Source organism: Pseudomonas sp. GXZC, assembly GCF_026967615.1.
In the GTDB taxonomy this organism is placed as follows: Bacteria; Pseudomonadota; Gammaproteobacteria; order Pseudomonadales; family Pseudomonadaceae; genus Aquipseudomonas; species Aquipseudomonas azotoformans_A.
This window is the reverse complement of the sequence record NZ_CP114115.1, coordinates 2,858,723-2,875,443: the sequence shown is the minus strand read 5'-3', so window position 1 is coordinate 2,875,443 and position 16,721 is coordinate 2,858,723. Positions and strand designations below refer to the sequence as shown.

Here is a 16,721-nt window from a genome sequence, read left to right as displayed (position 1 = left end):
TGGGTCCAGTCCTGTACTGAACCGAAGGAAATACCATGAGCACGCCTGAATTTTTTGTCACCCCCGGCTACGGCGATTACATGCGCGAGCACCTGCATTACTCGCAGGCGGTAAAAGTCGGTAATCGCGTGGAAACCTCAGGCCAAGGGGGCTGGGACGATGAGTTCCAGATCCCCGCCGACCTGGCCGACGAGATCGCCCAGGCGTTCCACAACCTGGAACGCACCCTCGCGACTGCCGGCGCCAGTTGGGAGCACGTGATTCACGTCAACTCCTACCACGTCGGTGGTTTCCCGCCCGAAGTCAACGAGGCGATGGTCAAGCACTACCGCCAGTACATGCCCGACCATGCGCCGATCTGGACGCAAGTCGGCGTCGAGGCTCTGGGGCTGCCGACCATGCGCGTGGAAATCCGCGTGACCGCGATCATTCCCTGACCCCGAACCTGCGAATCACCCACTCGACAAACACCTTGAGCCGCGCGCTCTGGTGGCGATTGGGTGGATAGAGGATGTGCAGCGGCGTAGCCGGACGCGTCCACTGCGGCAACACACTGACCAATTGACCGTTGTCCACGTAGTACTGAACGATGGCTTTGAAATGCTGCCCGACGCCCAGGCCGGCAAGCAGCATTTCCTTGAGGCCGTTGCCTTCATTGGTGGAATAGGCGCAATCGCCCACTTCGATGCGCCTGTCGCCCTGTTCGAAAATCAGTGGCTCCGCTTTACCTGATCCAGCAAAAAAATAGCCGGCCTTGAGGTGGTTGAGCGCCAGATCCTCCGGGGAAACCGGCACACCTCGGCGCTCCAGGTAATCAGGGGCCGCGCAGGTCAAATATTCCAGGTCGGTCACCTTGCGCCCGATCATCGCCATGTCATCCAGCTTGCCGGCACGGATCACGCAATCCACACCCTCCCCCACAATGTTCACCGCGCGATCACTGATACCCAAGGCGATGGTGATATCGGGATACTCGCGATGAAAATCCACCAGCGCCGGAATCAGCAGGCAATTGGCAAACGACGCCGGTGCATCGACCCGCAGATGCCCGCGGGGCTTGAGGACTTGCCCGCGAATGGCGCTGTCCACTTCGTCCAACTCTGCGACCAGGCGCCGGGCATGTTGGTAATACTCCAATCCCTCGGACGTGGGCGCCATAGCCCGCGTGGTGCGGTGCATCAGCTTGATGCCCAGGTGTTTCTCAAGGTCGGTGATCAGCTTGCTCACGGTGGAGCGCGGGAGTGCCAACTGGTCGGATGCACGACTGAATGAGCTGGTTTCGACGACGCGAACAAAGGCACGCATGGCGAGAAGTTGGTTCACAAGGATGACCTTCTGGATAGCTACAAGCGCTTTCAGTAAGCAAAGTTGTCGATCTTGACCTGACCATCGGGAAACGTCGCAATAATCTCCAACTCGCCGCCCATCGCGCGGATATAGTCGCGCAACGTGCTGATGTACATGTCGGTGCGCCGCTCCATCTTGGAGACGGCCGCCTGGTTGATGTTCAGTGCTTTGGCCAGGCTCGCCTGGCTCAACTGCTGAGCTTTGCGCAACTCATGCAGTGGCATTTCCTGCAGGTGCTGCTGAAACAACAGCTTGGCTTCGGCACGGGACTCCGGCGTCATGCGCGTTTGCAGTTCAGCGAATTTCTTAGCCATGGTGACGGCCCTCCCAACCAGAATTCGACCCTGCAAAATATTCCACCAAAGGAATAAAAAATTCAACCTGTCAAAAAGCGTTTTACCTGAGTCTCTACCCACCCCGCTCAAAAACACAATTTTCGAAATGTAAAAAGCGCTCTAATACCCCCCTGTTGATTGGTTTTAAAGATCCTGGAGTTCGCAATGCCCCATGAAGGCAACCTGTTACAAGCAGCGGTGGTGTTCCTGCTCGCCGCCGTGCTGACCGTGCCCCTGGCCAAGCGCCTGCAACTGGGCGCGGTGCTGGGCTATCTGTTCGCCGGTGTGATCATCGGCCCGTCGGTGCTGGGTTTGGTCGGCAACCCGCAAAGCGTCGCGCAGTTTTCCGAGCTGGGCGTGGTGTTGTTGCTGTTCATCATCGGCCTGGAATTGTCGCCCAAGCGTTTATGGGTGATGCGCAAGGCGGTGTTTGGCGTCGGCCTTGCGCAGGTGCTGCTGACGGGCCTGGTGATGGGCGTGGTGGCGTTGTGGCTGTTTGGCCAGTCGTGGAACAGTGCGATCGTGCTCGGCCTGGGCCTGGCCCTATCGTCCACCGCGTTTGGCCTGCAAAGCCTGGCCGAGCGCAAGGAACTGAACCAGCCCCACGGCCGCCTGGCCTTTGCGATATTGCTGTTTCAGGACATCGCCGCGATTCCGCTGATCGCCATGGTGCCGTTGCTGGCCGGCAGCGATCACCCGACCACCGAAGCCCAGGGCCTGCAACATGTGTTGCAGATTCTCGGCAGCATCGCGGTGGTGATCATCGGCGGACGCTACCTGTTGCGGCCGGTGTTTCGCATCGTCGCCAAGACCGGCCTGCGCGAAGTGTCCACCGCCACCGCACTGTTGGTGGTGATTGGCACGGCCTGGTTGATGGAACTGGTGGGCGTATCCATGGCCCTGGGCGCCTTTCTCGCCGGCCTGCTGCTGGCGGACTCGGAATACCGCCACGAACTGGAATCCCAGATTGAACCGTTCAAGGGCCTGCTGCTGGGCCTGTTTTTCATCAGCGTGGGCATGGGCGCCAACCTCAGCCTGTTGCTCAGCTCGCCGCTGGTGGTGATCGGCCTGACGTTGCTGCTGATCGGCTTGAAGTTGCCCTTGCTCTACGCCGTAGGCCGGCTGGTGGGCGACCTCAATCGCGAAAGCGCCCTGCGCCTGGGCGTGGTGCTGGCGGCGGGTGGTGAATTCGCCTTCGTGGTGTTCAAGATCGGCCGCGACCAAGGCCTGTTCGAACCACATCTGTACGACATCCTGGTCCTGACCATCACCCTCTCCATGGCCGTAACACCGCTGCTGTTGCTGGTGTGCCCGAAGCTGTTCAAGCCCAAGGTCAAGCCGGTGGAAATCCCCGAGGAATACCGCACCATCGAAAGCGACGCGCCCCGCGTGGTTATCGCTGGCATGGGCCGTATGGGCCAGATCGTCGCGCGAATCCTGCGTGCGCAGAACATCTCGTTCATTGCCCTGGACACCTCGGTGGAAACCATCGAACTGACCCGCAGCTTCGGCGGCATGCCGGTGTTCTATGGCGACCCGCAACGCCCCGAGATCCTGCATGCGGCCAAAGTCGACCAGGCGGAGTTCTTCGTAATCGCCATGGACGATCCGGAGATCAACATCAAGACCGCCGAGCTGGTGCGCAACCTCTACCCGCACATGAAGATCATCGCCCGCGCCCGTAACCGTCAGCACGTGCACCGCCTGGTGGACCTGGACGCGTCACCGATTCGTGAGACCTTCTACTCCAGCCTGGAGATGAGCCGTCGCACCCTGGTCGGCCTGGGGTTGAGCCAGGCCCAGGCCGATGCGCGCATCACCCGCTTCAAGAACCACGACCTGCAAGTGCTCGCCGCGCAACATGCGGTTTACGACGATGCCGCCAAGGTGATGCAAACCGCCCAGGAAGCCCGGGCAGAACTGGCGCGGCTGTTTGAGATGGACCGACTTGAGGAAGAGTCCGACAAGGTGTGAGTCTATGGATGAACGATTTTGCGAAAATTCTGACAGAATACGGCGCAATTTCGTTCACCCCTGGAGCGCTTCATGGCCACTTTCACAAAGACCGCCGTCCTGCTGGCCCTCGCGTTGGCCGCTGGCAGCGCATTCGCCGCTTCCAAGCCGACCACGCAAACCATCTCCACCTTGGGTGGCAAGTTCACCTTCAACCTGCCCAAGGCCTACGCCGCCGACACCCTGCCGGCTGGCAAGGCCGAGGATGGCACCGCTGACACCCAGGGTACGATGTATGCCAACCAGACCACAAAAAGTGTGGTAATCGTCGCCGAAACCGTGCGTAACGACGGGGTAACCATCGGCGATAACGACGCGCAATTCCTTGATGGCGCCGTGGCCGGGTTCGTCAAGGACCAGAGCGCAGCGCTGCCTGACTTTAAGAAACAGAGCGAGAAAAAACTGACGTTCAAGGGCCTGGGCCTGCGCCAGGTGGACAGCACCGCCACCCAAGGCGGCGGCAAAACGCTGAACTCCACGTTCCTCGGTGGTTCGGGTAATCACCTGCTGGTGATCCAGGCGATTTCGCGGGCGGATGATGCCAAGGGGCATGCGGCGTTGGTGAAGCAGATTACCGGCGGCAAATAACCTACGGCGGTCAGTTCAGGCTTTTTTCCAACCAGGCTTTCAGGTCCTGCACTTCCGCCTCGCTGATGGTATGCGGCATGCCGGGGTACCCATGGAACTCCGGCTGCAACCCCAACCCCGTCAGCACCTCATTGGCCCGCGTCCCCGACGCATACGGCAGCGCCTGGTCCAAGGTGCCATGGCCGATAAAGATCGCCAGCTTGCCCAATAACGCATCCTGCTTCAGCTCAGCCTTGAGCACCGGCAACACGCTGCCGCTCAATGCCGCAATGCCACGCAGCAGCTCCGGCCGGCGCAGGCCCACCTCGTAGGACATGATCGCGCCCTGGCTAAAACCCACCAGGAACACTCGATCCGGCTGGGTGTGATATTTGGCGGTGGCTTTGCCGACAAAATCTTCGATCAGCTTCGCACTGCGTTGCAGGTCGGCGGTTTCGCCGTCGTAATCGCCGTCACCGGGCGTCTTGGTAAACCAGCGATAGCCGTGCGGGTCCACCGGCATAGGCGCACGGGCCGACAGGTACGTCCAAGTAGAGGGCAGCGCGTCCTTGATGCCAAACAGGTCCTCCTCGTTACTGCCAAACCCGTGCAGGAAAATCACCAGCGGCTGGTTGCGCGCGTCGCCCTGGGTTTGTTCCAGATACGACAACGGCAAATCGGTGTGCAGCGTGTCGTCGGCATGGGCGGTGCCGGCCACGAGGGTGAGTGCCAGGGCAAACAGTTTGAGCATGGGACGTTACCTCAAGGTTTGCGTAACAGATAAGTGTCCATGATCCAGCCATTTTCCAGGCGAGCGGCCTTGCGCACCCGTTCGATTTCTTCTGCGACTTCACTGACTTTGCCGCTGATCAGGATCTCGTCCGGTGTGCCCAGGTAGGCGCCCCAGTAGATGTCCAGGTCTTGATCCGCCACTGTGCGGTAGGAGTCTTCGGCGTCGAGCATCACCACCAACGTGTCGGCGTCACTCGCCTGCCCCGCCGCCAAACGGCGCCCGGTAGTGATCTCGATGGACTTGCCGATACGGTTCAGCGGCACTTTGTGCTGGGCCGCCAGGGCCTGCACGCTGGTGATGCCAGGGATCACTTCGAACTCGAACTCACTGCGACCGCTGGCAAGAATCGCCTGCAAGATGCGAATGGTGCTGTCGTACAGCGCTGGATCACCCCAGGCGAGGAAAGCGCCCACTTCACCTTCAGCCATTTCTTCGTTGATCATGCGTTCGAAGGTCTGCTGCTTGTCGCGGTTGAGGTCCTGCACGGCGGTGGTGTAGTCGATCTCGCCGCGCACACGCTCGGGGCAATCGGCCTCGACGAAACGGTAGCCGGGCTCGGTGATGTAGGTCTCGCAGATCTCGCGACGCAGGTCGATCAACTTGTCTTTGCTTTGGCCCTTGTCCATCAGGAAAAACACGTCGGTGCGGTTGAGCGCCTTCACGGCCTGCATCGTGATGTAGTCAGGGTTGCCGGCGCCAATGCCGATGATCAGGATGCGTTTCATGGGTTGCTCTCATTGCGGGGCGTGGATTTTGCCATGTTCACGTGCCTAGGCGTGAGTTTCCAGGCGCAGGCGCCAGACATTGTTGAAGCGCAGCTCGGTGGCGGACAGCGGTTCGACGTCGATGCGGTAAAACATCGACAGCGGAAACTGCATGGCATGCCACATCGCGGCACGTATCACAAAGGGATGGGTGATGGCCACGACATGGCCGGGCTGGGATTCGAGGGTTTTCATCCACTCAGCCACCCGCAGGCAGATCTGCTCCACCGACTCGCCCCCATGGGGCGCGCACGTGGCGTCGGTGAGCCAGGTGTTCAACTGGTCACTTTCCAGCTGGCCGATGTCCTGGCCCCTCCACTGCCCGAAATCAGCGTCGCGCAACGCGGCGTCGATCACCCCGTCAGCGCCGAACAAGCCTGCCGTCTGCCAAGCCCTGGCCTCCGGACCACATAACAGGCGCCGGGATTTCCTGTAGCGATCAGCCAGCGACAACGCCTTGCCCTGCCAATCCATCGCCACTGCCTCGTCATCGGGAAAACGCCCCTGTTTTTGCAGAGGCGTGACGGCATGGCAAATGAGCGTCAAACGAGTGGTGTGCATTGCAGAGTGCTTGAGACCAAGAAGATAAGGTTCCCAAGACTGGCGCAGTTAGCGCTGGGGCGCAACACAGAAATCAGGCTTGCCAGCCTGCTTTTCTGTGGGAGCATTAGACCTGAAAATCAAACCACTCGCGTCGTCCCTCAAACGTGCCAATGATCAACTCCACAATCATCCGCACCGCCTCCACATCCCCCACTTGCGCATTCACCGCCAGCCACACCTGCCGCTGCATGCTCTCGCCCAACAGCCCCGGCAACGCCACCAGGCCCCGGTCAAAACTGCTCATGTAATGGGGCAGCAAGCCGATACACGCGCCACAGCGGATCATCTCCAGCATCAACGAATACGCGTGCACCTGCACCACCGCCGCCAGGCGCTGCTGCACCACCTGATTCCATGCCTGCAACGCGCCCACCTGCGCATCAGGTTGCCACTGCACCAGCATGTAGTCGTCAAGGTCTTCCACGCTGTCCGGCCGTGTGGTCAACCGCGAATAACGCTTGGCGATATGTGGCAAGTACTGCAAGCGCGCCAGGGCCTGTGGCGGCTCGGTAGCAAAGCTCGGGCCAGGCACCGGGCCGTCGGCGTCCGACAGCCACAGCACCACATCCACATCCACCGCTTGCAGCGACAACTGGCTGTCGATGGAGATGATCTCCAGGCGCACGCTGGCGTTGCGCCGCAACAAGGCGATCAGGTCACGCCCAAGGATGTCATGCAGGATCGGTTCGGCCACTGCCAGCCGAATCAACGGCTGCTCGGTGACCGGCAACCGCCGTTCATGGGCCAGGGCAATCAATTGGGCCTGCAACTGCTGGCCATCGCGACTGAGCACCAAACCACTGCCCTGGTAACTGAACAGCGAATGCCGCAGATGTTCTTCAAGCTGCGCCAGGCGCTTGCGTAACAGCGTTGCCTTGATATTCAGGCTGCGCGCCGCCTGCATGAAGCAGCCGCAGCGCGCACTCACCAGAAAGTAGCGCGCCACCTCCGGGTCGATCTCCTGGGCCAGGGCCAGCCAGCTACTGCGCCCCTCGTTCGGGGCGCGATAAGAGGACGGCCCCTGGGGGGCGGACGGTTCTAGAAATGCCATGGGAGACTCCCTGTCTTGTCTGTCTGTGCATCCAATGCGGGTTGACGCGGGTTACTCCAGCACCTTGTTCAGCTCGGCGCCGTCGATACTCAGGGTTGCGGTGTTGAGCATGCCTTCGAGGTAGGCCTTGGCGATCTGCTCTTGGCGCTGGGCACGCAGGGCCTGGGTCAGGCGCTCGCGCAGTTCGTCGAGGGTTGCGCTACGCGCCGGTTGCTGGCCCGTGAGCTTGAGTACATGAAACCCCGCCGCGCTCTGCACCACGTCCGACACGGCACCGACCTTGAGGCGCGACACGGCATTGCGCACTTCCGGCAACAGCTGTTGCAAAGGCTGCATGCCCGAGTCGCCACCGCGTGCGGCGGAGTCGGTGTCCTGGGAAAACTGCGTGGCCAGGGCGGCAAAATCACCCGGCGCAGCCTGGGCACGACGGCTCAGTTCCTGGGCCTGGCGGCGCACGTTGTCGACGGTTTGCGGGTCATTGGTCGCCAGGAAAATCTGGCTCACCCGGTACAACGGCGGTGTCACCCATTGCGCCTTGCCACTGTCGTAGGCCTGCTGCAACTCAGCCGCACTCGGGTAATCGGCCGGCACCTGGCTGACTGACAGCATGTAGTCGCGGAACACGATCTGCTCGGCGGCGGCGCGGGTCTGCTGTTCCACGTCCGGGCGCTGGCGCCAGCCCTGGGCGTCGGCCTGTTCAAGCACCGCCTTTTGCGCCAAGCGTGAACGAATCCAGGTTTCCAACGCGCCACGGTTGCCGCGCAATTGCTCGCGGGACTCGGCAGGCAGGCTGGCCAGCACGGTTTTCAGTTCCGTCAGGTCGATCTGCTGATTGCCCAGGCGCGCCACCGCCGGGCCGGCCGATACAGGGTTGATCACCGGCGTCGGTTGCTGCGCCGCCACCGGGTCGCTGCCCGGCCGCAGGCTCAAGCCCACCGCCACCACCAGCAAGGCCAGCGCACCCGCGCCGACCATCAGGGTTGGTTTCTTCACAATACCGGCGCCTCGGCTTCAGCCTGCAACTGCGCGGCCTGCTGGCTGTATTCACGCAGGTAGACGATGAATTCCTGCAACAGACGGTCCCACAGCTCCAACTGGCTGCGCAGGTGTGTGGCGCCCACGCCGGCCACCACAACGTCCATTTCCATCAACAGGAATTCGCCCTGCACCGACAACCGCGCAAAACGTCGCGATGCGTTCCACACCTGGGCCAGGCCTTCGGGCAATTCGCCCTGGATGCGCAGCGCGCAGCTGTAGGTGAAATCCACATACGTACCCTGCTCCGCCGCCGGGTTGCCAAAGCGCACGGCAAAACCGATGCCTTGGCTGGCACTGAGCAATTGCACGATGCCATTTTGTTCAGTCTGGTTGACCCGGTAACCGGCTTCCTGCAACAGCTCGGTGAGGCTCTGGGTGGTGACGCTGGTGATCAATTCGCTCATGGTGATCTCTTCCCTGTCTATCAATGATTGGCGGTTGCCTGGGGCGCATCGAAGCGGCTCTTGTACAAATCATCGCCAAAGCCCTGGGCCAGTTCCTCGAACTTGACCCGCGCGCTGCTGGCGAAGGGCTGGCGAATACTCATCACCTCGGCCACGTCGATTTTTTCGTAGGCCGCGAGCAACTGCTGGGCCACGCCGTACATCTGTTGATTCTTGACTGAACATTGCTGCACTTGTGTGTCACGGTCGCTCAGTTGTGCCTGCAAGCGCGCACGCTCAGCCTCTTTGCCCTTGGCCAGCACCAGCAGTTCGTCATAGGCCTTCTTGAATTTGCCGATCTGCTCGTTGCTGGCCGCCACCTGGGCCTGTGCCTGGCTGTGCAGGCTCTGTTGCTGACCGGCCATTTGCTCGGCCACGCCACGGGCCTGGGCGAGTTCGGCGGTCAATTGCTTGATTTGCGCCTGGGCCTGCTTGGCCTGGTTTTCCGCCGCAATCCGCGCAGCGCTGGCCTGGGCCTGTTCGCTTTGCAGGGCCTGCAATTGCTGGGTGGTGCTGCGCAGTTGCGTGCGCAGGCGTTCCTCCATGCCTTCAGCCGACGCGCCGGTGGTGACCAGCAGCAACAACAGCCCGCAGATTCGCGTGTTCATGTGGCATCTCCGTGCGCATCAAAAGCGCGTGTTGAGTTCCAGTTGCATCACATCGACTTCGAACGGCGCGCCATACACTTCGGACGCGCTCAACCAACGCGCACTGGCGTAGATGTTCTTTTCGATGCCGTAGTTGGCGCCAATGAAATAACCCTTGGCGTTGGTGCCGCCCAGGTGAAACGACGAATCGTTGAAGCCATCAGGCAATGCGTCAGGCTGGATGTATTTGTAGCCGGCCAACACGTTCCAATCGCCGCGCTTGCGCATTTCCAACGCGCTGCCGAGGGTGAACGAGACCATCAGCGCATTGCCGCCACTTTCAAACTGGCCCTTGCTGTTGATGTTGTTGACGATCTCGCCTTCGCTGCGCTTGAGCATCTCGCCCTTGTCGTAGGCCAGGTTGTGGATGAAGTTGCCTTGGGTGCGCAGCTTGAAATCGCTGGGCAGCTCGGCATCCCAGGCCAGGTTCAGGTCGAGCACGTCGAACTTGGATGCCAGACCGACGAACTGCGGTTGCGGGGTCAGGCCCGGAGTGGCCGGATTCGGCGTGATGTCGCGCAGCAGGAACACGCTATTGCCCTTCTGCATGAAGGCCAGGCGCGAGCCGTCGCTGTCACACGCCGGCTGGCCGGACCACGGCTGGCAGGCGCCGGAGCGCTTACCTTCGATATCGTCAAAGTGGTAGTAGGCCACTGCGCCCTTCAGGCTGTTCTCGCGGTTGATCTTCCAGTTGGCGCCGATCTGCCCGCCAAACAGCCACTTGGTCTCGCTGTCTTCCTTGTCGAAGCCGTTGCTGCTGGCCGAGTCGGAGGTGTACTCCACCGGGAACGCACCCAAGGTGCCGAACAAGCCCCACTGGCTGTTCAGAGCGTGGTTGAAATTGGCGGCAATACCGTCGAAGTTCAAGTCTCCCGAATACATCATGTCCGTGGAATAGAACGGGTTGGCGAAACGCCCGGCGGTGAGGGTCACATCCGGGGTGGCCTTCCAGCTCAGGTAACCCTGGTCGAGCCAGATGTCTTTCTTGCCAAAGCCGCCGCCCAGGGTCTGGGTGGTGGACACCGGGTTGTTGTCGGAGCCGGTGCCCACACGGATGCCGGCCGTCCAGTCGGGTGACAGCACGGCTTTCATGCCCAGGCGCGCACGCAGGCGGAACAGGTTTTCGCGGTCCTTGGTGGTGTTGAGCAAAGGCGGCAGCTTGGTGTTGGTGTCCTTGTTGGTGTCGTACGGGCCGCTTTCATTGAGTTTGGCGTAGTCGACGATCTCGTTGCTGTTGTTGCCCGAGAAGTAACGCGACTCGTCGCGCAGGCGGATATCACCGTCAAAGCTGATGCGCGAGACCCAGTCCGGGAAGGTGTTGGGCTGGGCCCAGTTTTCCTGCTTGGCGGTGGCCATGACTTCAGCCTTGACCTGGTCGCGGATCTGATCCTTCACCGCCTGCGGCACGTATTGCACACGCACGTCACCCGGCGCTGCAGCCGGACCTGCGGCCACCACCGGCGCGGCATTGGCCTGGCGTGCCTGCTGGGCCTCTTTTTCGGCCTGGGCGATCAGCCCGTTGGCGGTATCCTGGGTCAGCACGCCTTGCTGCACCAACAGGCGGATCAGGTTGATGGTGACGTTTTCCGAGGGCGCGACCGGGGCTGCAGCCGCCTGGCCGACCAGGGTCGCGATGACCATGCCGACCGCCAGGGTCAGTCGATTCACGGGGGAAATCATGTGTACGCAACTCCTGTAAAAAACCGTTGAAATAGGGTGTGTTCAATCCGGACGCCGGCCCTTGAGCGACAGGCGCATGGGCAGCGTCAACGACGCCGGCGGCTTCTGTGTGGCGCGCGGTGCCTGGATCAAGGCGAGCATCTGCGCGTCGGTCTCGGCATCCCCGCTGGACTTGGCCACCAAAGCTTTGGTGACCTGGCCCTCGGCGCCCAACCACAGGTCTATCTGTATCGAGAAGGCCTTCTTGCGCAGCTCAGGGTCTTCGCGCATCAGCCGCTGATAAGTGCCGGCCAGGTACTGCTTGTAGGTGCCCGTCCCCAACCCGCCGCCGCCACTGCCGGCCATGCCACCGCCCTTGCCGGCGCCGATGTTGAAACCGTCATTGCCGGACTGGGCATCGCCGTCGATCTGCATCGGGTTGGCCAAGTCTTCGTTAGGCGAAGGCGGCGCTTCCTCGGCCGGCTTGACCTCCTCGGGTTCGGGGCTTGGCACCGGTTCCGGGATTTTTTCTTCGACCTGGGGCTCAGGTTCCTTGGGCTTTTCCGGCGGTGGTGGCGGTGGCGGCGGCAACGGGATGATCGTCGGCACCTTCGGCGCTTCGCGGCGCACGCCGCTCATGTCATTGGCCCATTGCCACAAGCACCAGGCCGCCACGGCGCCCAGCAACAGGCCGGCACCCCACTTCAATGGGCGCAACGGCGGCTTCTTTTTCACGGGCAAGGGCGCAATCGGGATCTGTGCAGTCATGACTCAGCCCTGGCTCGGTTTGCCGGTAACCAACCCGACCTGGGACAGTTCCAGTCGACGCAGCAGGTCGAGCACTTCGATCACCTTCTGGTACTGCACCATCGCATCGCCACGCACAATCACCGGGAAGTCCGGGTTCAGCGCTTTCTCGATGCGCAGGCGTTCTTCCAGCTCACCGAGGGTCACCGGGTAGGCGTCGAGGAACACCTGGCCACCGTCGTTCACGGAGATGGCCTTGGTCTTGGCCTCCGACAACGACACCGAGGCGCTGGCCTTGGGCAGGTGAATCTGGATGCCCGAGACCTGGGCGGTGGCGGTGAGGATAAACATCACCAACACCACCATCAGCACGTCCACCAGGGGCGTGATGTTGATGCTGTCGACGGCGGCATCATCGTCATCGTCGTGGGAGGTATTTACGGAAGCCATGGCGGTTCTCCTCAGGCCGGAACAGCGGCGTGATGGTCACGACGATGCGCCGCTTCACTGTGCTGGCTCTCGCCGTGCATCTCCGCCAGGCGGGTGATGAACTCGTCGACAAACACACGCATGTCCGCGCTGACTTCCTTGTTGCGCGTGATCAGGCGGTTGTAGCCAAACAACGCCGGGATCGCGACAAACAGGCCCATGGCCGTGGCCAGCAACGCCGCCGCCATACCGGGGGCAATCGCGTTGATGTTCACATCGCCGGCCATGGCCGTGCCGAGGAACACCACCATGATCCCCAGCACCGTGCCGAGCAGGCCGATGTAGGGGCCGCCGGCAATGGCGTTGGACAGGGTCGAGAGTTTGGAGCTGAGCGCCTGGTTTTCGCGGGTGCGCACGCCGTCCATGGAGCAGCGGATGGCTTCGATGGTCGCGGCCGAGACCGATGAGGTGTCCGCGCCCTGGGCACGCCGGGTGCGGATCTCCTTGACCGCCACCAGGTACAGGCGCCACAGCGAAGAATGAGCCAAGCGTTCACCCAACTGGGCGTCGTCGGCGTACATCTCCAAGCGCGTGCCAATCTGCGCAAAATGCTCGCGGAACACCTCGTTGGCGCTGCTCACGCGGCTGACCTGGCGGTTCTTGCGCAGCATGATGACCCACGATTGGAACATCATCGCCACCAGCACCAGGATGATCACCCAGGCATCCACCGGCACCGCGTTGAGCAAGAAGCCCAGGCTACCGAAACCGAAGCCGGACTGTTCTTCATCAACGCCATAGGCCACCAGTTTCGACTCGGCGCCCTGGGCGCTGGCATCGGCCAGCAACAGTGCCGCCGGACGCGCTACCTTGGACAGACGCAGCTCATCGATGGCTCCGGCGAATGGCAAGTGCGTGCTGCCCGCTTCCGGCAAATCGGCACCAATGGCCAGCTGGGAATTGAACGCCGGCAAGGCAACGGCAAGGATGGCGGTTTCGCGGCCATTCACATACAGCGAGACCTTGTCACCCTCGGCGGTGAACGCCAGGTGCTGCCATTGGCCGGGGTTCAGCGGTTGGCTCGACACGGCGCGCTGGCCGTCGATTTCCACGAACGGCATGCCTTGGTTCAAGCCCAGCAACAGGCTATGGGGGCCATCGCGGCGGGCAAGCACGACTTGTTCGCCACTGGCCTGGTCCAGGCGCAACCAGGCGCTGAAGGTGAACGCGCCACCCGCAGCGTGTTGCAGCGAAGGGCTGGCCGGCAACATCAGGGGTTGACCACTGAGCTGCAAGGCACGGCCGATCACACCGTCGATGCTCGCACCGGTGGCGTTCAACGCGGTGTTGGCGTAGGCCGTGGTGTCGCGGGCCGGTGTGCCGTTGGCCCCGTCAAAATGGTAGAGCGCGGTGTAGTTCGGGTCGAACGTCAGTTGGCCGTTGGCGGTAGCCGGGGCCTTCTGGTTGCCGTAGTACATCCACAGGTCCTGGCGCTGGCCGCCTTCGACCTTGGGCACATCGACCCAGATCAGTGCCATGCCCATCAACGGGTCGAAGCTCTCGATCTGGTGATTGAACACGGTTTTGTCATCGGCACTCACAAAGCGCAGGTCGGCGCCGTCATCCTTGACCCCGTCAAAGGTGAAGTTGCCCGTGTGCAGGCGCACCAGCAGCGCGGTGCGGCCCAGGGCCTGGTTGATCGCGGCGCCTTGGGCGGTGGTGTCCACCGAAATCTGTTTGCGGTAGTGCCAGTCGTCCTGCCACCAGGCATGGGCGGTGGCCGGGAGCGTGAAGCCCAGGCAGATCAACAGGCTCAGGAATAGGCGTTGCATGGGTGAAGTCTCCGGAAGAAAAAGTCAGAAAGTCGCCTGCACACTGAAGTGCAGTCGCGAGTCCTGTTTCTGGGTGTTCGGTCCATTGAGCAGCGGGTAGCCCCAATCCAGGCTGCCGGACAACCATTTGCTCAAACTGGCGCGGGTGCCCAGGCCGACACTGGCCAGGCTGTATTCGTCTTCTTGCTCGGGCAGCGGGTCGTGCAGCCGCATGCGCGCGCCTTCGGCGAACGCGTAGAAGCGCCACTCCTGCACATAACTGCCAAGGAACTTGGCCAGGGACGGCGTGCGCAGTTCCTGGGAGAGCAAGTACCCCTCATCCCCAGTGCGCTCCGCCGCGAGGTAACCGCGCACCGATGTGGCGCCGCCGGCGGAATACTGCTCGTTGGACACCAGCGGCCCCGACGCCAGCTGGAAGCCGCCCTTGGTTGCCGACTGCCAGTCGTTGGCGAAGGTATAGGTGTAATTCAGGTCGCCCTTGAGCACGGCAAAACTGGCGCTGGCCTTGTAGCGTTTGTACTCGAACTCTTCGGCATCGCTGCCGTAGCCGAAGAACGCGCGAGTACCCACCACCAGGTTCAAACCCAGGCCCAACTGCGCTTGTTCGGTGTAGCGAAAACCGTTGTAGCCGAAGGTGAATGGCGCGTATTTAAGGGGCACCTGGTCGCTGCTGGAACCGAACTTCATCTGTTCGTCGAAGTCCTTGAAATCCACACCAAACGAGAACGAGTTGGCCCAGTTGCCCGCCGCCGGCAGGTTGTAGATGGCCGATACACCGTAGGAATGACCCTTGCCCAGCACGTTGCTGCCGCCGATGGTGGCGATGTTGCTGTCCGACTGGTAACCGGAGAACTGCAAGGTCCAGCGTTCATCCAGTGGCGCGCTGTAGGAACCCGACCAAACCTTGGCATTCTCGGTGTCCTGGGGCGCGGTGAAGTAGGTCAGGGAAATGCTGTGGCCCAGTTGCCAGAGGTTGTCGTACCCCAGGGTCGCCACCGAGCGCAGCTTTTCGGTGTCGGCGCTGTAGTCGTTGTTCAGGCCGATACTGGCGTGCCAGGGGTTCTGGTCTTCCACCTGCAAATCCACATCCATGGTGCCGGAGCGTTGGCCCTCGCGTACCAGCGGCGTGACCTGGCGCCCAGCGCCGCGATTGAGGCCCGCCAGCTGGGTTTGCACCGTGGCAAAGTCCGGCACCGCGCCCTCCTCCAGGGCCGGCACCTGCTCGCGGATTTCCACCGGCGAATAGTGCTTGGCACCGACCACGCGCACACGGCCGACCTTGGTCTCGCTGACCTGCAGGTAGACGATACCGTCATCGACCTTCTGCTCCGGCAACTCGACAAACACCGACTGATAGCCACGCGACTGGTAGATCTTCTGCAACGCATCGCGCGCGCCTTCGATATCGCCCAAGGTCTTTTGCGGCCCCAGGAACGGATACACCGCCTCCTCGATCGTCGCCGCATCCAGCACCGTATTGCCGCGCACGAAGTACTCGTTGACGTCGACCTTGCGCGCGCCCTCGTCTTCCTCGGCCAACACCGGTTGCGCCAGGCTCCCCAGCGTCACGCAACACAGCGCCAACGTTAATTTGAACAGATGCTCCACACCGCCCCCTGACTGTCTGATTTTTTGCGCCGTCGCCGGATGCCCGGCGTGCGGCCTGCTCAATTGCTGGTGATCGAAGTGCTGCCGTGGCGTGCCAGCCAGGTGTGCAACAGGGCGAAGTTCAACGAGAACTCCGGCATGTGCAGCAAGGCGCCACAAAACACGTCACCGATGATTTTCTGGATGAGTTGCACCGCACGCGGGTTGTTGAGCAGCGTGGCGATGTCGCGGTTCAGTACGTGAATGCTCCAGACCTTTTGGTTGAGGTCCAAGCCGACGAACCAGCGGAACAGCAGGTTGTAGTTCAGCTGTTCATGCAGCTGTTGTTCGCTGGGCACCGAGTACAGCAGTTGCAGCAGCAGGATCTGCAGCACGGTGTGCGGGGCGATCGACATCGCGGGTTCGGCGGTGAGCCAGTCACGGTGCTGATCGAGCACTTCGTCGATCTGTGGGCGCAGCAGCACCAGGGAATGGCCTGCCGGGATGTAGCTGGAGACTTCCTTGCGAGCGCCTTGCCAGTCTTCCTGGGAAACGATCCAGACCCAGGGTGCGCCATAGCGATAGACCGACACCGGCTTCTTGCGCGCGGCTTCGACGATCTTTGACAGGCGCTGGTCGAGCTCCTGCATGCCGACTTTCGAGTAACGTTCCATAGTTCCCATCGCCCCACTCCTGGCATCCTGCTTGCAGCTGAAAAGCCCAACATTCTGGTGGGCTCAAGCGCGTTACACAGGAGAGACGGGAGTGGCCGGGGACTACCGAACTTTTGTCATGAAAGCTTCATTTTGGATTGGGTGGGGGGCAATTCTTGGTGGTGTGTATATCCGTTGTTTAGGTAACGGCGG

The 16,721-nt window shown here is 61.8% G+C and carries 18 protein-coding genes; 3 read left to right on the top strand and 15 right to left on the bottom strand.

The features are described 5' to 3' along the window. Positions 1-35: 35 nt before the first annotated feature. A complete protein-coding gene (locus OZ428_RS13710; protein ID WP_269133731.1) occupies positions 36-437 on the top strand; it encodes a RidA family protein in 402 nt (133 codons plus the stop codon). Here OZ428_RS13710 and OZ428_RS13705 read toward each other — a convergent pair. Both OZ428_RS13705 and OZ428_RS13700 read right to left on the bottom strand, forming a co-directional pair. Beyond that, positions 427-1,323: a LysR family transcriptional regulator gene (locus tag OZ428_RS13705; protein WP_269133730.1), complete on the bottom strand. Its 897-nt coding sequence runs from the start codon at positions 1,321-1,323 to the stop codon at positions 427-429. The two genes, OZ428_RS13710 and OZ428_RS13705, sit on opposite strands and share 11 nt — an antisense overlap. Before the next feature lie 32 nt (positions 1,324-1,355). Continuing rightward, positions 1,356-1,661, bottom strand: coding sequence for an XRE family transcriptional regulator (locus OZ428_RS13700; protein ID WP_269133729.1), 306 nt, complete (start codon positions 1,659-1,661; stop codon positions 1,356-1,358). A gap of 186 nt (positions 1,662-1,847) precedes the next feature. Here OZ428_RS13700 and OZ428_RS13695 point away from each other — a divergent pair, with 186 nt between their 5' ends. Next, positions 1,848-3,656, top strand: coding sequence for a monovalent cation:proton antiporter-2 (CPA2) family protein (locus tag OZ428_RS13695; protein WP_033901599.1), 1,809 nt, complete (start codon positions 1,848-1,850; stop codon positions 3,654-3,656). A 72-nt stretch (positions 3,657-3,728) separates the two neighbouring features. Then, positions 3,729-4,283: a hypothetical protein gene (locus OZ428_RS13690; RefSeq protein WP_028619790.1), complete on the top strand. Its 555-nt coding sequence runs from the start codon at positions 3,729-3,731 to the stop codon at positions 4,281-4,283. Between the two features lie 10 nt (positions 4,284-4,293). Here OZ428_RS13690 and OZ428_RS13685 read toward each other — a convergent pair whose 3' ends face one another. From OZ428_RS13685 to OZ428_RS34705, 13 genes are all read right to left on the bottom strand, one after another. Continuing rightward, positions 4,294-5,013 (bottom strand): alpha/beta hydrolase, encoded by a 720-nt coding sequence (locus OZ428_RS13685; protein WP_269133728.1) that lies wholly within the window; start codon positions 5,011-5,013, stop codon positions 4,294-4,296. Between the two features lie 11 nt (positions 5,014-5,024). Further along, positions 5,025-5,780, bottom strand: coding sequence for a precorrin-6A synthase (deacetylating) (cobF, locus tag OZ428_RS13680; RefSeq protein ID WP_269133727.1), 756 nt, complete (start codon positions 5,778-5,780; stop codon positions 5,025-5,027). A gap of 45 nt (positions 5,781-5,825) precedes the next feature. Beyond that, positions 5,826-6,380, bottom strand: a complete 555-nt coding sequence (locus OZ428_RS13675) for a histidine phosphatase family protein (protein ID WP_269133726.1) — start codon at positions 6,378-6,380, stop codon at positions 5,826-5,828. Between the two features lie 106 nt (positions 6,381-6,486). Then, entirely contained in the window at positions 6,487-7,473 is a 987-nt protein-coding gene (locus OZ428_RS13670; protein ID WP_269133725.1) for a LysR family transcriptional regulator, read from the bottom strand. A gap of 51 nt (positions 7,474-7,524) precedes the next feature. After that, positions 7,525-8,466: a peptidylprolyl isomerase gene (locus tag OZ428_RS13665; protein ID WP_269133724.1), complete on the bottom strand. Its 942-nt coding sequence runs from the start codon at positions 8,464-8,466 to the stop codon at positions 7,525-7,527. Further along, positions 8,463-8,915, bottom strand: coding sequence for a YbjN domain-containing protein (locus OZ428_RS13660; protein WP_080642458.1), 453 nt, complete (start codon positions 8,913-8,915; stop codon positions 8,463-8,465). Before OZ428_RS13660 ends, OZ428_RS13665 begins: the two co-directional genes overlap by 4 nt. Positions 8,916-8,935: 20 nt before the next feature. Beyond that, positions 8,936-9,562: a hypothetical protein gene (locus OZ428_RS13655; RefSeq protein WP_033901606.1), complete on the bottom strand. Its 627-nt coding sequence runs from the start codon at positions 9,560-9,562 to the stop codon at positions 8,936-8,938. An 18-nt stretch (positions 9,563-9,580) separates the two neighbouring features. Beyond that, a complete protein-coding gene (locus OZ428_RS13650) occupies positions 9,581-11,281 on the bottom strand; it encodes a putative porin (RefSeq protein WP_033901607.1) in 1,701 nt (566 codons plus the stop codon). Between the two features lie 42 nt (positions 11,282-11,323). After that, on the bottom strand, positions 11,324-12,028 hold the full coding sequence (locus OZ428_RS13645) for an energy transducer TonB family protein (RefSeq protein WP_033901608.1): 705 nt from the start codon (positions 12,026-12,028) through the stop codon (positions 11,324-11,326). A 3-nt stretch (positions 12,029-12,031) separates the two neighbouring features. Next, a complete protein-coding gene (locus tag OZ428_RS13640; protein WP_016980095.1) occupies positions 12,032-12,457 on the bottom strand; it encodes an ExbD/TolR family protein in 426 nt (141 codons plus the stop codon). A gap of 11 nt (positions 12,458-12,468) precedes the next feature. Further along, on the bottom strand, positions 12,469-14,268 hold the full coding sequence (locus OZ428_RS13635) for a DUF2341 domain-containing protein (protein ID WP_269133723.1): 1,800 nt from the start codon (positions 14,266-14,268) through the stop codon (positions 12,469-12,471). Positions 14,269-14,292: 24 nt separating this feature from the next. After that, the gene (locus tag OZ428_RS13630; protein WP_269133722.1) at positions 14,293-15,876 is read right to left on the bottom strand and encodes a ShlB/FhaC/HecB family hemolysin secretion/activation protein; all 1,584 of its coding nucleotides are present in this window, start codon (positions 15,874-15,876) and stop codon (positions 14,293-14,295) included. Positions 15,877-15,935: 59 nt separating this feature from the next. Beyond that, on the bottom strand, positions 15,936-16,529 hold the full coding sequence (locus OZ428_RS34705) for a transposase (protein ID WP_442964836.1): 594 nt from the start codon (positions 16,527-16,529) through the stop codon (positions 15,936-15,938). Between the last annotated feature and the right edge of the window lie 192 nt (positions 16,530-16,721).

What these genes read in the sequence shown, in the direction of transcription:
- OZ428_RS13710 (WP_269133731.1), top strand. Translation starts at nt 36, where the DNA reads ATGAGCACGCCTGAATTTTTTGTCACCCCCGGCTACGGCGATTACATG.
- OZ428_RS13700 (WP_269133729.1), bottom strand. Translation starts at nt 1,661, where the DNA reads ATGGCTAAGAAATTCGCTGAACTGCAAACGCGCATGACGCCGGAGTCC.
- OZ428_RS13695 (WP_033901599.1), top strand. Translation starts at nt 1,848, where the DNA reads ATGCCCCATGAAGGCAACCTGTTACAAGCAGCGGTGGTGTTCCTGCTC.
- OZ428_RS13690 (WP_028619790.1), top strand. Translation starts at nt 3,729, where the DNA reads ATGGCCACTTTCACAAAGACCGCCGTCCTGCTGGCCCTCGCGTTGGCC.
- OZ428_RS13685 (WP_269133728.1), bottom strand. Translation starts at nt 5,013, where the DNA reads ATGCTCAAACTGTTTGCCCTGGCACTCACCCTCGTGGCCGGCACCGCC.
- cobF (WP_269133727.1), bottom strand. Translation starts at nt 5,780, where the DNA reads ATGAAACGCATCCTGATCATCGGCATTGGCGCCGGCAACCCTGACTAC.
- OZ428_RS13675 (WP_269133726.1), bottom strand. Translation starts at nt 6,380, where the DNA reads ATGCACACCACTCGTTTGACGCTCATTTGCCATGCCGTCACGCCTCTG.
- OZ428_RS13670 (WP_269133725.1), bottom strand. Translation starts at nt 7,473, where the DNA reads ATGGCATTTCTAGAACCGTCCGCCCCCCAGGGGCCGTCCTCTTATCGC.
- OZ428_RS13660 (WP_080642458.1), bottom strand. Translation starts at nt 8,915, where the DNA reads ATGAGCGAATTGATCACCAGCGTCACCACCCAGAGCCTCACCGAGCTG.
- OZ428_RS13655 (WP_033901606.1), bottom strand. Translation starts at nt 9,562, where the DNA reads ATGAACACGCGAATCTGCGGGCTGTTGTTGCTGCTGGTCACCACCGGC.
- OZ428_RS13650 (WP_033901607.1), bottom strand. Translation starts at nt 11,281, where the DNA reads ATGATTTCCCCCGTGAATCGACTGACCCTGGCGGTCGGCATGGTCATC.
- OZ428_RS13645 (WP_033901608.1), bottom strand. Translation starts at nt 12,028, where the DNA reads ATGACTGCACAGATCCCGATTGCGCCCTTGCCCGTGAAAAAGAAGCCG.
- OZ428_RS13640 (WP_016980095.1), bottom strand. Translation starts at nt 12,457, where the DNA reads ATGGCTTCCGTAAATACCTCCCACGACGATGACGATGATGCCGCCGTC.
- OZ428_RS13635 (WP_269133723.1), bottom strand. Translation starts at nt 14,268, where the DNA reads ATGCAACGCCTATTCCTGAGCCTGTTGATCTGCCTGGGCTTCACGCTC.
- OZ428_RS34705 (WP_442964836.1), bottom strand. Translation starts at nt 16,529, where the DNA reads ATGGAACGTTACTCGAAAGTCGGCATGCAGGAGCTCGACCAGCGCCTG.